We start from the raw sequence: 14,400 nt of genomic DNA on the forward strand, positions 1-14,400 counted from the left end.
CGCCGTCACGACCGGCATCGACCCGGCGAACTTCGACGCCGCGGTCGGCGATCGCGCAGTCGAGCAGCGCTTACGCCGCTTCGTCGAGGTCACTCGGCGACCCAGGCCTCACGTCACCGCAGCGGCGCTGTCCGTCGTCGGCCTCAGAACGAGATCTTCGTCTGCTCATCGATGGCGTCGGCGGCAGCCTGCAGCGCCGATGCCTGATCTTCATTGCTCGTCGCGTTGAACTGCAGCACGTAGACAGCGTCGGTGCCCTTGATCACCACGGTCTGCTGCGCGGTGACCGCGGTCATCCCCTCCAGGTTGTACGTTCCCGCGATCTTGTAAGCGGGGTATCCGGACAGTTTCCCGGTCGTGCCAGTGCCGATCTGGTTGAACTGCGGAAGGTTCTTCATCTCGCCACCGGCGATATCGATGAGTTTCTGGGCGTCGACATCGCCGGTCAGTTTCGACAAGATGCCGATGATATTGGCGGTGTAACTCGCCCCTTGTGAACCGGGACCGGTGTAGACGATGGCCCCGGCGGCATAGTTCGGTGTCTTATCGCCGGCGTCGGCCCAGCCGGTGGGGATCGGCAGGTCGATCTTGGGCGCACCGTCCTGTCCCGGCTTGACCTCGGTCTCGGTGATGCCATGGGACTTGATGTAGCTGGCGATCGTCTCGTTGGGACCGGTCGCCGAGTCGACGGTGCGCGGCGTCAGTTTGGACGCGCTCACCGACGTACTCGTCGACGTCGACGAGCTCGCCGTCGACGACTTGTCAGAACTGCACGCGCCGAGTGTCAGGACTAGAGCGACGCCGCGGCCGCCGCGATCTGAGTGCGCGCGGGGGCAGAAATTCGCATGACTCCTCCTCGCCGCCGTAGCGGGTTCGGTTGTTTCAGGCCGCGGACGGGATCGTCGCGCGGGTGAGAGCAAAGTACTGATCCGCCGTTGGAAAATCGTTGGAACATGATTGGCGACGTATCCAACAACCACCTCCGCCCCGCAGCCCACATGGCCGAGCCCGCCCCCTCGCTGCCGAGCGCCGACAAACCACACCGCCGAAACTGCGACGTCCCCGCTCCCCCAGGCCTGGATCCACCGATGACACCGCCTCCGCTGGTTGAGCCGGTCCGAGGCGCTAGCCGAGGTCCGTGTCGAAACCACGGTGACACAACAGATTACGCGCGACGGTTCTCTCGCGTTCCGACCGTGGTGATCATCTCCAGTCGTGCACCCAACAGGTGCATTCGGCGGTTGGGCTGTCCTGGTTTGCATCGACTCAGCGAAATTCGTTGTCTCACCGTGGTTTCGACACGCTCGTCGCTAACGCTCCTCACGGCTCAACCAGCGAAAAGGGTCCACCATCGGTGGATCCAGGCCGAAGCCGAAGCGAGCTCGCGAGCTTCGGTGTAACGTCCCCGCTCCCCGAGTGCCGAAGCGAGCTCGCGAGCTTCGGTGTAACGAGGGGCGCTCCCCGAGTGCCGAAGGGAGCTCGCGAGCTTCGGTGTATCGAGGGGCACGCCACCCACTGGACTGTGGCTGGGGAACGGTTCGCGTCGACATCCACTACGCCGCACCGACAATCGACTTGCGCGGTGCGCTACGGTGGTTCGGTGACCATCCAGCGATTCGAGGAGGTGGTCGGCGCGTCGTGCGCCGCCACCAGATGACCGCGCTCCGCAGCCGATCCAGGTGATCGGCCGCGTCGTCGTACCTCGATTCCTTGACGCAGCCAGCCGCTTCGTCCCACAGCTATTCAGGATGGTTCTTTCATGCGCGCATTCAGTCAATCCGAAATCCTCGCGGCCTTCACCGGCGCGACCCGCAGCGAGGTCAAGCGAGTCACCTTCCCGGAGAACTTCAACGAGGTCGACTTCGACCGTCTCGAGTTCTTCGGCTGGCGCGACCGCAAGATCCCTCGCCGTTCGTATGTCGTCGTCGACGCCGAAAGTGGGCCTGTCGCACTGCTTTTGACTCGCGCGGAGGCCAAGCCGCGTGGTCGAGCGATGTGCTCGTGGTGCAACGACGTCAACCTGACCAACGAGGCCGTCCTGTACACGGTGCGGCGGGCCGGCGCGGCAGGACGCCGCGGCGCGACCCTGGGCGCATTGGTGTGCGACAACTTCGGCTGCTCCAAGAATGCGCGACAGCTGCCGCCCGCGTTCCACAAGGGCACCGACCTCGATGCCGTGCGCGCCGAACGGATCGCCGATCTTCGACGCCGGGTCACCGCCTTCGCCGCCGAGGTGTGCTCCGAGGCGTAGAGGCGTAGAGGGTTGACCGACGCATTTCCAACGGTGGGGCGACCGGGGCTCGAACCCGGGACCAGCGGATTATGAGTCCGCGGCTCTAACCAACTGAGCTATCGCCCCGCGCCCGAGGTCATCGGGCGATCTTAGTGTACCGGCCCGCTTTTCGGGGCCGACGTGCGCTTGCGGGTGGGCGACGTGAGACAGTGGCCGGCACGTCGCCCACCTGGCGCTACACCGGTGTCGACTCCTGCACCGTCACGTTCGCGCGCGCCGGGATGACCACCGGGTGCACGCCGGACATCCGTTCCAACACGCGCACCACCTGGCAGGAATAGCCGTACTCGTTGTCGTACCAGACGTAGAGCACCAGATCGACGCCGTTGGCGATGGTCGCGAGACCGTCGACGATACCCGCCCGGTGCGAGCCGACGAAGTCACTGGAGACCACCTCGGGCGACTCGATGTAGTCGATCTGCTGGCGAACCTTCGAGTGCAGTGAGACCCGTCGAAGATAGTCGTTGACCTCTTCTTTCGTGGTCGGGCGCTCCAGGGTGATGTTGAGGATCGCAAGGGACACGTCGGGTGTGGGGACGCGGATACTCGACCCGGTGAGTTTGCCCTCCAACTCGGGCAGCGCCTTCGCCACCGCCTTGGCCGCTCCGGTCTCGGTGATGACCATGTTGAGCACCGCGGAACGTCCGCGGCGGTCTCCCTTGTGCAGATTGTCGATGAGGTTCTGATCGTTGGTGAACGAGTGCACGGTCTCGACGTGGCCCCGCTGGATGCCGTACGCCTCGTTCAGGGCTGCGAGCACCGGGGTGATCGCATTTGTGGTACATGAGGCGGCGGACAGAATCGTGTCCTCCGGGGTGATCGTGTTGTCGTTGATGCCGTGCACGATGTTCTTCAGCGGTGCCTTGCCCGGCGCGGTGAGCAGCACTCGCGACGCCCCCTTGCTCTGCAGGTGCTGCGCCAGACCGGCTTCGTCACGCCAGCGCCCGGTGTTGTCGACGATCAACGCGTCGCTGATTCCGTATGCGGTGTAGTCGTTGGTGGCCGGATCGTCGGAGTAGATGACCTGGATTCGGGTGCCGTTGGCGATGATCACGTCGTGCTCGGCGTCGATCGTCACCGAGCCGGGGAACGGGCCGTGTACCGAGTCGCGCGCCAGCAGACTGGCCCGCTTCTGCAGGTCGTTCTGGCCGCCGCGGCGCACCACGATGGCACGAAGGCGCAGTCCGTGGCCGTTTCCAGCGTGACTGATCAGAATCCGCGCGAGCAGCCGTCCGATGCGGCCGAATCCGTACAACACCACATCGGCGCCACCGTCGTCGCCCGCCTCGGGAACATTGCGCTTGGCGATCTCGTCTCGAAGGAAAGCCTGCACGTCGTCATCGTCGTCGAGTTCGCCGACCAGCATTGCCAGGCGCGCGACATCGATGGACGCTGGCTCGGGTCCGATGGCGAGCAGGCCGCGCAACACCTTGTCCGACTGCTCCAGGGTCAACTCGTCGTGGCCGAGTTCGCGGGCCCGCTCATGCGCCGAGATGACCGCGGTGGCGGACAAGTTGATCAGCCGATGACCGTGGATCGACGTGACCACACCGTAGTCGCGGTACAGCCGGCCGATCATCGGGATCATTCGCTCGGCCTGTTCCTCGCGTGCCACCCAGGCATCACGGTGACTGTCGAACGCGACGCGGGCCTCGGCGTCGGAAATGGTTGTTGTCGAGTCTGAATCCTGCTGTTGCGCCACGGGAACATTATGCATCACCACCTGATCGGCGGATTTCGACAGCTCTGCGGTAGACCGGCGGGCGGCAGAACTCGCGCGGCGCGTGATGCTACGACTACCCGGTCTCGCCACCCGAGTCGAGCACCTGCTCCAGCAGACTCCGCCGATAGGCCTCGAGCGCGACGAGATCGCCGAACACCGCGTTATAGGCGTCGGAGTCATCGGCCGGCGACATTCGGCGCAGCCGGGATTTGATGTCAGCGATCTGCGCGCCGACCCAGACCTCTTGCAAGCGGGCTAGCACAGATCCGATGTAGCGCGGAATCCCGTTCTCCGACACCGGAATCGGCTCGACTGCGAGCTCGGTCACGAGCGGACCGACCACCTGATCGTCGACGCCGTGAATCACCGCACCGACCCATTCGGCGCCACCCATGCCCGACGAGGTGCCGCCCAGTTCGGTCATCGCGGTGCGGATCTTCGCGTAGGCGGGTTCGGTGAAGCATTCCACCGGTAGCGAATCGAAGACCGTGCCGGCGATCGCCGGGTACTGCAGCGCGGATTTGAGCGCCTCCCGCTGCGGCCACAACCGCGGGTCGGAGGCGAGCGGCTTCGCGGTCGGCGGCGTCGACGACGCTTCCGGGCGTCCCTGTCGCAGACTGGTCACCTTGGCCGGGCCGCGCCCGCGGCGCCGCGCGTTCCGCGACGCCTCCTCGCGAACACGTGAAAGTACTTGCGGCACATCGTCCCACCCGACCCAGCCGGCGAGCTGACGGGCATACTCGTCGCGCAGTGCGACATCCTTGATGCGCGCGACGACGGGCACCGTGTCACGTAACGCGTGCACGCGTCCCTCGGCGGTGTCGAGGTCGTGGTTGCCGAGCAACGCCTTGATCGCGAATTCGAACATCGGGATGCGGCGGGCGATGAGATCGCGCACGGCTACTTCGCCGTCGCGCTGCCGCAACTCACACGGGTCCATTCCCTCGGGCGCGATGGCGACGAAGGTCTGCCCGGCGATCGACTGCTCACCGTCGAATGCCTTGAGTGCGGCGGCTTGTCCGGCCTCGTCGCCGTCGAAGGTGTAGATCACCTCGCCGCGGAAGTACGAGTCGTCCATCATCAGGCGCCGCACCAGCGCGAGGTGATCTTCACCGAAGGCCGTGCCACAGCTGGCGACTGCCGTAGTGATGCCCGACAGGTGCATCGCCATGACGTCGGTGTAGCCCTCGACGATGACCACCTGATGTCCCTTGGCGATGTTGCGTTTGGCGTGGTCGAGGCCGAAGAGCACCTGAGACTTCTTGTACAGCATGGTCTCCGGTGTGTTCATGTACTTGCCGAGATTGTCGTCGTCGTACAGTTTGCGCGCACCGAACCCGATGACGTCGCCACCGAGGTTGCGAATCGGCCAGAGCAGGCGCCGATGGAAGCGGTCGATGGGGCCTTTGCGGCCCTGCCTGGACAGTCCCGCCGCTTCCAGCTCGGCGAACTCGAACCCTTGCTGCTGAAGGGCTTTCGTCATCTTGTCCCAGCCGTCAGGGGCGTATCCGCAACCGAACTGCGCTGCGGCCGCGGCGTCGAAGTTGCGTTCGGTGAGGTAGTCGCGGGCCGCCTGCGCGTCGGGCGTCTGCAATTGCGCGGCGTAGAACTTCTGCGCGGCGGCGTTCGCCGCGACGAGACGTGCGCGCGTGCCGCGGTCGCGCTGAACGGTCTTGGCGCCGCCCTCGTAGTTGATGCGGTAGCCGATGCGATCGGCGAGTTGCTCGACGGCCTCGACGAAGCTGATGTGCTCTTGCTTCTGCAGAAATGAGTAGACGTCGCCGCCCTCTCCACAACCGAAGCAGTGGAAATGCCCGTGGTTGGGTCGCACGTGAAACGACGGCGTCTTCTCGTCGTGGAACGGGCACAGGCCTTTGAGGCTGTCGGCGCCGGCACGCCTTAGTGCGACGTAATCGCCGACGATGTCCTCGATCTGCGTCTGCTCACGGATCGCCGTGATATCGCGATCGGGGATTCGGCCTGGCACGTGGGACAGTCTAGTGCTCACTAGACAAGCAAGCACCGATGTCCGACGGTTGTCCACACCCGAGGACGCCGCATCGTGTGGTTCGTTTGGGGGATTCTCAACGCGCGATTCCGTATTTCCGCTGGCCGAGCGACATCGGGGCTCGCCAAGGAGCGGATCGCATTCCTAGACTGACTGACTTGTCAGTGCCACGGCATAGCCTGCAACCGAGCTGCGATCACACACTTCAGGAGCGACATGACTAGTCAGGATCAAGTGAGTCATGGGTTTGTCCCAGCGCACGTTTGGGACACCGACTCCTTGAGGCTTTCGGTGTCGGCACTACCGGTCATGAACTATGTACTGAGCCACAACTCGGTGCCGATCATCCAACGCGTTGAGATCACAAACATCGGCGAAGGACCGAAGACTGATGTCATCGTCCGCGCAGCGCTCTTGGGCCTTGAGACGGACGATGACGATGCGCCGGAGTGGACTCAGACGGTCACCGCACTGCGGAGCGGCGAGTCAGTCGGGTGGGAACTCATCCGCGATGTCAACCCTGAACGAGCACACCTGAGGCGTTTGACCGAGGCCTACGATGCGACACTTGAGTTCTCACTCGCCGCCGGTCTCGACACCACGCCTGGTATCTTCGACGTTCCGGTACGGTTGCTCGCTCACAACGAGTGGATCTACACGCCCGCGTGCGTGGAGTCACTCGCGTCATTCGTCCAACCCAATAGTGAGGCCATCCGCGCGGTCCTCGACGCTGCGTCAACGATCCTCGGCGAGCAGACCGGTGATCCCGCTCTTCAGGGCTACCAGGAAGGACCCGTCCGCGCTGGAAAGATCGCAGCTGCGGTTTACAGCGCCCTCAGCGCTCGTGGGCTTCGATACTCCAATCCACCTGCGTCGTTCGAAACCACAGGGCAGAAGGTACGCACCGCAGACGAAGTGCTCAGCGAACGCTTCGGCACCTGCATCGACCTCGCTGTCCTGTACGCCGGAACACTGGAGGCGGTCGGTCTGCACCCCCAGATCTGGATCGTGGAAGGTCACGCCTTCGTCGGGTTCTGGCGCGATGAGATCGTGTCCCCGACCGCGGTGATCAGCGATCCCAACCAGATGGACAATCTCGCCAAGTCCGGCAATGTCGTTCTCTCCGAAGCAAAGTTCTACTCGCCGAGTACCGCACCGACTTTCGCGGCTGCAGTCGCCGAAGCACGTCAACACCTCAGCTACCACGACCGATTGCGTTGCGTGATCGACATCGCGGCGGCTAGGCGGGCGAGGATCACCCCGATTCCAACGTCGGCCGATGCCGACCGGTCCGAGACGGTGACCGCGAACGTGTGCACAGCGACACTTTCAGCGTCACCGGTTGCCGATCTGACACTTCCCGCCGAACTCGCTGACGAACGGGATGGCGACCAGGTACTCGATACGACCGACACTGCGCCAGGGCGGGTGAAACGGTGGAAGCGGTCGCTGCTCGACCTGAGCACGCGCAATCGGCTACTGAATCTGCGAACTTCACGCGAGGTCGTTTACCTCACTTTGCCCGACCGCGCACTCGCGAAGGCTGCCGACTGTGTTCACAGCGGCAAAAGGTTCACCTTGCGGGCGAGCGACGATCTGGGCAACCTTCAACAGCTCAGTGGAATCCGGTCTGCGGCGGAGCTCCCAGTCGACGAGATCACAACAGTCTTCGACCAACGTCGCGAAGTGTTCGCGGCTCTTTCCGAGAGCAACTACGCGTCGACGCTGAAGAACCTCCAACGAACAGCCCGAATGCTGTTGGAGGAGACGGGCAGTGCCAACCTCTACCTCACCCTCGGGTCGCTGGTCCATGAGACGAAGTCAGGTGCGCGGGCACAAGCTCCGTTGTTCCTACTGCCCGTGCGGATCGCCGGAGGTGAGGGAAATAGTTCCTTCACGGTGACCCGCAACACCACTGAGACGGCGGAGCCCAACTTCTGCTTGACGGAGTGGTTGCGCGTCGCCCACAACAACGTCATCATCGATGCCCTGAGTAGTCCCCCGATCGACGACAATCGCGGGCTCGACCTACCATCGGCCCTTACTCGAATCCGTGCTGACTTAGCCCAGTTCGGGCTGCCATTCCGCGTCGAAGAGACCGCGGCCATCGCGATCTGCAAGTTCGGAACATTCGGAATGTGGCAGGACCTGCAGGTGCATTGGAATGTTCTTGAGCAGTCCCCGCTGGTACACCACCTCACCTATCGCCCAGGTGAGACTTTCATCGATCCGCACGCCGAGAACGACGATTCGCTCCAGACGATTCCCGTCGATGAAACTGCGCACGCTTTGCCATCCGTCTACGACGGATCCCAACTACGCGCGGTCGAATTGTCTGCTCAAGGTAGGACTTTCGTCCTCGAAGGACCGCCTGGGACGGGAAAGTCACAGACCATCACGAACCTGATCGCACGCAACCTCGACGCTGGCCGCACCGTTCTGTTCGTCGCCGAGAAGCAGGCTGCCCTCGACGTGGTGCGTACCCGTCTCGACAAGATCGGCCTGCGCCCATTTCTGCTCGACCTACACGGAGCTGGACAACGCGGCGAGAATGTTCGCGCGCAACTCAAGGACTCCTTGGAGTTCCAGGCACAATACAACGAGAAGCGATTCGAAGCCGAACTGGCTCGTTGGCGCTCCAAGCACCGTGCACTCGACCTATATCCGGGAAAGATTCACGACCGCAACGCGGTGGGCGATTCGCTGTGGTCCGCGACGGATACGGTCACCGCATCACCTGGCCAGAAGTACGTCAACCTGCCAACGCGATTCGTCTCGACTGCAACCCCCGAACAAGTGAACAAGATTCGCGACGGCGTCGTCGAATTCTCCCGGTTGGCGATTCCAGCCGATATCCGCCATGACAATCCCTGGGTGCTCGCATCATCAATCGTCGACGACGACGTACTCGTTAACTCGGTTCGCCACGCGTCGACTGCATTGGTTCGTGCGCAGTCCGATTCCATTGCGGCACGAATACTTTCATCCCTACCGACACCCGGCGACGCGCTCACGCTGGTATCCCGGGCACGGACCGAGGCGGACACGTTCCACCTTACGTCCTCCGATCTGGAAGAGTTCACTGACGCACGATGGACTCAGCGCATGGCCAACGCGAATCGCCAGCTCGCTGACTTCCAGACACAGTCACACCTCTTGGCCGCGACCTTCCACGGTGATTTCCTCAACGCGGGTGACCCGGCCGCGTTAGCCGAGACCGTGCGCGCTGCGCCTCACGGACTTTTCGGGAAGCGCAAACGAATCGAGCAGGCTCAGAGCGAGTTGCGCCGGGCGTTACGGCCCGGCGTCGAGCTCGCGCTCGAGGATGCAATCCCGCTACTCGACCAGATCCCCGGATTCCGGAGCTCCCACGCAGAGGTAAAGGGGAACTTCAGCACCGTGCTAGGCCCACTGCTGCCCGTAGGTTGGGAGCCCCTATCGCCGTCCGCACATGACGAGATCGAGGGTGTCCGTCAGCATATCTCGACAACGCTTCAGTTCGCTGGCGACCATGCACAAATATGGCATACCTTGCGCTCGCTGGACAGAGTCTCAGCCAGCACGCTCGACACGATCACTGGCGCCGTGCGCGCCTGGAATGCCTTACTCGCTGCCACTGGAGCCGACTCGACGACCCTGTCTCGATGGCAAGCCGGCCAAGGATGGTTCGCTTCGTGGGCGCACTATCAGCCGAAATGGCAAGCCGACCTCGACGATCGTGGTCCCAACGTCGCCCGCCGGTTCCTCGCCCTCAATGCCGCACTCGCTCCGCTGCGCGCCTACGGCCTAGATGACTTCGCGAACGCACTACTCAGCGGCGAGGTGCCCCACACTGAGGCCGAAGTCCGCTTCCTCTCCGGCGTTGCCCAAGCCTCGATCGCCGAACGGACTCGTGTCGGCGGCCTGTCCGATTTCGCCACCGCTTTGCAGGATGGCGAAGTATCAGACTTCGTCAATTCAGCGCAGGCAATGCGGACCGAACTTGCACACTCGCTGCCCGCCCGGCTTGCTGTACAGCGCCAGTTTGATCCGGACCGACTCACCGGTTCCTACGGCAAGCTCCGCGGCGCGCTCGACGGTAAGCGCAAGGTCGCGTCGGTCAGAAGACTAATGCAGGACTATGGACGTGAAATCGTCTCCGCCGCGCCATGTTTCCTGGTCAGCCCGGCATCGCTCGCCCAGTTTGTGCCCCCAGGATCGGTGACGTTCGACCTCGTCGTGTTCGACGAAGCATCTCAAGTCACGGTTGCCCAAGCGATCGGCGCCCTCGGACGGGCAAATTCGGCGGTGATCGTCGGGGATTCAAAGCAGATGCCACCCACATCTATCGGAATCGCCAACTCCGACATCAGCGATGACGCCGAAGATGACGGCGATACCTCCGGCGCCGTTCCCGAGGATCTCGAAAGTATTCTGTCGGAAAGCGTCGAATCGGGGATCCCCCGACTGTGGTTATCGTGGCACTACCGCAGCCAAGATGAGTCGCTGATCGCGTTCTCCAACGACAAGTATTACGAGTCGAAGCTTGCGACTCTGCCCAGCCCCGGTCAAACGGCGGACACCGGAGTCGAACTAAGACGTGTCCACGGACATTTCAACCGTGAAGATCGCACACATGAGTTCAGGACGAACCGCGTCGAGGCCGAAGGCATCGTGACCGAGATCCGGCGGCTCGTGAATTCCGAAGTCCCACAGCGCAGTATCGGGGTGGTGACCTTCAACCGCCAGCAGCAGGATCTGGTGCTTAACCTACTTGAGGAAAGCGGCGATCCCACTATCATCGCTCTTTTGCAGCCCGAAGCAACTGACGGACTGTTCGTGAAAAACCTCGAGAACGTACAGGGCGACGAGCGGGATGTCATTCTGTTCTCGACCGCCTTCTCAAAGCCACCGAACGGCGATCAATTACCACTGAACTTCGGTCCGCTAACGCGCGCGGGAGGTGAGCGACGCCTGAATGTCGCCGTAACTCGCGCGCGACGAAAAGTGTTGGTGTTCAGCTCATTTGACCCGACCGATATCGACCTGAGCCGCACCCGGTCGATTGGGATGGCACATCTGCGCCGCTACCTTGAGACCGCGGACTCACGCACTCCGACTATCACGACTCCCGATACGAAATTATCGGGCTCGCTCCAGAGCGACATCGCCGACGCGTTGCGAGCGAAGGGGTTCGAGGTGCGCGTCAATTACGGGATGTCAGAATTCGTCGTCGATATCGCGGTGCGTGCACAGACATCCGACGACTGGCAGATCGCGGTGATGCTCGACGGCCCACAGTGGCGCAAACGTCCGACAGTTACCGACCGCGACGTCATGCCGAGTCTGCTGGAGTCAATAATGCACTGGCCTGAAGTGATTCGCGTGTGGCTACCCGACTGGCTGCAGCATCGCGCTGATGTCACCAGTCGGATTGCCGCGGCAGTCGAGAGAGCAGAGTTCGACCGAATCGCTGCGGGATTGGAAGCCGCGGGCGTGACTGCCTCACCCGATACGACGAATACCGGCGACCCTCTGCCCAAAGATTCTATGCTCAGTGAGCCGATTCGGTCGGTCACCACAGCACCCCAAACCCGAATCGATTACGTTAAACGGGTCAAGCCGATCGAAACTCCCAGTCTAGTCGTAGACGGTGCCCGTGAGGCCGAGCCGACTGGTTCTGCTCTACCTGCGCCGGTGCGCGAACCGATTGTGATGCACGACAATACGCCCGTTGCGATGCCGTATCAATTGTCGCCACGCGATGCTCTCGGCGTGCGCGATGAGCTCGACAATCAACACTCACGTGCATTGCGTGACAAGATCAGCCGCGGAATCGTTGAGACGATCGAAGCTGAGGGTCCGGTCGAGCATGATCGCTTGTGCAAAATCGTCGTCAGGCGGTTCGGATGGGACAAGACCACCGCACCGAGACGAGCATTTGTGGCGAAGTTGATCCCTGCGGGCCGCGTGTATCGCGACGAGTCGCTCGGTGACTTCGTGTGGCCGGACAGTTTGGACCCCGCATCATGGCGAGCTTTTCGCCAAAGCCGGTCCAAGGAACGGCCACTAAATGAGATCTGTGCCGAGGAGATTATCAACGCTCTATGCTTTGCCGCCGCACAACGCGATTGCGACATCGAGCAACTTACTCGCGATACTTTGATGCTGTTCGGTCAAGGGCGGCTAACCGAGACAGCCGGTAGTCGCGTGGGCGCCTGCATCGATCGGGCGGTCGGTCAGGGCCGAATGTCACTAGTCAGTGAGCGCTACCGGGTTGTCGACTGAGCCCGCGTGGCCAGCTTCATCCGGCTCAAGGGCCTGGCTGAACGCGACTCGCCGCTAAGGCGTGTCTCCAATTCCCTTTGTGGATCCTCGGTGGATTCGATGCCTCGCGAAAGAATCGGGAAACACACCTAGTTGACCAACAGCCGCGGCAACGATTCGGCGATCCACCGCTCGTATTTCTCCGGCGCCCATCCGGCGTCGACGGTGAACATCGAGAACAGCGACGGCGAGGTGATGACCGCAAGTGAGTCGGCGGCGTCGTCGACGCTGAGCCCCGGACGAAGGTGGTCGGCGAAGAACCGTTCGATGAACAGTCGCGAGTCGGCGCGCAGTGCAGCCATCAGCGCCGCACGTAGGTCGCGCAAGGCTGGGTCGGCCGACGCCGCGAGCTCCATGACGCGGATCAGCGGCGCCACCGACTCGTTGAGCGCGCGCAGAAACTCGGCAGCGGCCGCGAACCGCGCGTAGACGTCGTCGTCGACCGCATCGAGCGCGGCCAGGTAGCGGTCGGCGACCGGGACGCCGTCGACGTCGCCGGCGAGCGCGAAGTCGATCGCTGTGCCGAGCACGTTCGCCTTCGATCCGAAGGCGGCGTACACAGTCGGCGTCGACACGTCGGCCGCGCGCGCTATCTGATCGATCGACGTCGATCCGAAGCCCTGTGCCACAAAGAGTTTCGTCGCCTCCTCGACGATGCGGTGGCGTCGGGCATCGGCGGCTGCCCGGCGTCGACTGCCGTCATACGTTCGACCGATCTGCGCCATTGACACCTTTCGAACCAATTTCTAGAGTCACCTCTATTCAATAGAGGTAACAATATCAAAACTCCTCAGGAGGCCACCGTGAACCCGCAACCCGACACTCGCACCCAGCTCGACTGGCCGTCGATCGCCGCCCAGGCGACTTCGTTCATCGCGACCGAATATGCGTCGGTGAGCCGCGACGGCACACCCGTCACCTGGCCGGTGACGCCGTATTCGGGCACCGACCGCGGCACGGTCGACATCTCGACCGGGCTGACGTACCCGTTGAAAGCCGAGCGGGCACGGCGCAATCCGAAGGTCGCACTGTCGTTCTCCGAGCCGACCGGATCCGGGCTCGACGCTCCCGCCACCTTCGTGATCCAGGGATACGCGACGGTGCGCGACGCCGACCTGCGCGCCAACTCGGCACGGTATCTGGCGCAGTCGGCGGAGCGGTTCCCCGATCTCACGGCGTCGACGCCCGATGCCGTGATGCGGCGAATGGCCTGGTATTGGACTCGGATCTGGGTCGAAGTCACGCCAGTGCGCGTGCTGTGGTGGCCCGGCGGAGACTTGACCGCGGCACCGCAGGTATGGGAACCGGCGAGCCCGTTCGACGTCCCGGCGTCGGACCCGGCGCCGGGTGGCCGCGGTGCCGGATCCTGGAATTGCGCGACGCCGGAACCGTGGCAGCGCAAAACACTCCACGCAATCGAGGCACTGGGACTGCCGGTGCTGACCGTCGTCGACGACGCCGGTTGGCCACTCCCGCTGCGGATGCGTGCCGCGCAGCGCACCGACTTCGGCTTCCGCCTGACCCCGCCGAATGGCGTCACCATCCCCGACGGCGCAGCGTGCCTCACCTTCCACACCCACGCGGAGACCTTCGACAGCCAGTCCAACGTCGGGGTGATCGGGACCTGCCGCTGGGTCGGCGAGAGCGTCGAATTCCACGCTGAGCGTTTGATGCAGAACTTCGACGTGCCGCGCAATCCCTTGCGTCGAGCAGTACACATGTTGTCTGCGGGACGAAAGTTGAAGCGGCGCTTGGATTCCGAAGCACAGCGTCGAGGCCAGCGGGTGCCTCGGTATGAGGAGCTGGGTCGGTAGGAGGTCGAAGTGAACGCTGCGAGGTGGCACTGCCATCGTACGCGCGTTAACACTGCGGTAGTCGAATTATCGCGGCGGTAGTCGGTTCCCGCGGACGTGATTACCGAGATGGGAAGACGTTGCCGCAGCGCCGAATCGGATACCGCAATGTCAGCGAACTACCCCCGCCCGATCGCCAGACCCAAACCGGGCCCCCTCAGCCGGATGGATGCCGATGTAGCGTCCGTGTCGCTCACGGGGACCCGTATCTACTCGC

7 protein-coding genes and 1 tRNA gene are annotated in these 14,400 nt (G+C 63.3%); 3 read left to right on the forward strand and 5 right to left on the reverse strand.

All coding sequences use genetic code 11. The annotated features are described in order from the left end of the window. Positions 1-143 precede the first annotated feature (143 nt). Positions 144-719: an LpqN/LpqT family lipoprotein gene (locus tag HH308_RS29720; RefSeq protein WP_312870478.1), complete on the reverse strand. Its 576-nt coding sequence runs from the start codon at positions 717-719 to the stop codon at positions 144-146. Between the two features lie 1,040 nt (positions 720-1,759). Here HH308_RS29720 and HH308_RS08460 point away from each other — a divergent pair. Then, a complete protein-coding gene (locus HH308_RS08460) occupies positions 1,760-2,251 on the forward strand; it encodes an FBP domain-containing protein (protein WP_170193755.1) in 492 nt (163 codons plus the stop codon). A 34-nt stretch (positions 2,252-2,285) separates the two neighbouring features. Here the strand turns inward: HH308_RS08460 and HH308_RS08465 are convergent. From HH308_RS08465 to dnaG, 3 genes are all read right to left on the reverse strand, one after another. Next, a tRNA-Ile gene (locus HH308_RS08465) sits at positions 2,286-2,359 on the reverse strand. 109 nt (positions 2,360-2,468) lie between these two features. Then, complete coding sequence (locus HH308_RS08470) at positions 2,469-3,959, reverse strand: glyceraldehyde-3-phosphate dehydrogenase (protein WP_312870499.1); 1,491 nt, start codon at positions 3,957-3,959, stop codon at positions 2,469-2,471. A 130-nt stretch (positions 3,960-4,089) separates the two neighbouring features. After that, positions 4,090-6,003, reverse strand: a complete 1,914-nt coding sequence (gene dnaG / locus HH308_RS08475) for a DNA primase (protein WP_170193757.1) — start codon at positions 6,001-6,003, stop codon at positions 4,090-4,092. A 330-nt stretch (positions 6,004-6,333) separates the two neighbouring features. Here dnaG and proA point away from each other — a divergent pair, with 330 nt between their 5' ends. Further along, positions 6,334-12,291 (forward strand): anti-phage protein ProA, encoded by a 5,958-nt coding sequence (gene proA, locus HH308_RS08480; RefSeq protein ID WP_170193758.1) that lies wholly within the window; start codon positions 6,334-6,336, stop codon positions 12,289-12,291. Positions 12,292-12,419: 128 nt separating this feature from the next. Here the strand turns inward: proA and HH308_RS08485 are convergent, their stop codons facing one another. Next, positions 12,420-13,055 carry a TetR/AcrR family transcriptional regulator gene (locus HH308_RS08485; protein WP_170193759.1) on the reverse strand — a complete coding sequence of 212 codons (636 nt, stop codon included), beginning with the start codon at positions 13,053-13,055 and terminating at the stop codon, positions 12,420-12,422. A 78-nt stretch (positions 13,056-13,133) separates the two neighbouring features. Between HH308_RS08485 and HH308_RS08490 the strand changes: the two genes are divergently transcribed. Further along, on the forward strand, positions 13,134-14,144 hold the full coding sequence (locus HH308_RS08490; protein ID WP_170193760.1) for a pyridoxamine 5'-phosphate oxidase family protein: 1,011 nt from the start codon (positions 13,134-13,136) through the stop codon (positions 14,142-14,144). Positions 14,145-14,400: the final 256 nt, after the last annotated feature.

Source organism: Gordonia asplenii (genome assembly GCF_012933505.1).
Taxonomy (GTDB): Bacteria; Actinomycetota; Actinomycetes; order Mycobacteriales; family Mycobacteriaceae; genus Gordonia; species Gordonia asplenii.

What these genes read in the sequence shown, in the direction of transcription:
- HH308_RS08460 (WP_170193755.1), top strand. Translation starts at nt 1,760, where the DNA reads ATGCGCGCATTCAGTCAATCCGAAATCCTCGCGGCCTTCACCGGCGCG.
- proA (WP_170193758.1), top strand. Translation starts at nt 6,334, where the DNA reads ATGAACTATGTACTGAGCCACAACTCGGTGCCGATCATCCAACGCGTT.
- HH308_RS08485 (WP_170193759.1), bottom strand. Translation starts at nt 13,055, where the DNA reads ATGGCGCAGATCGGTCGAACGTATGACGGCAGTCGACGCCGGGCAGCC.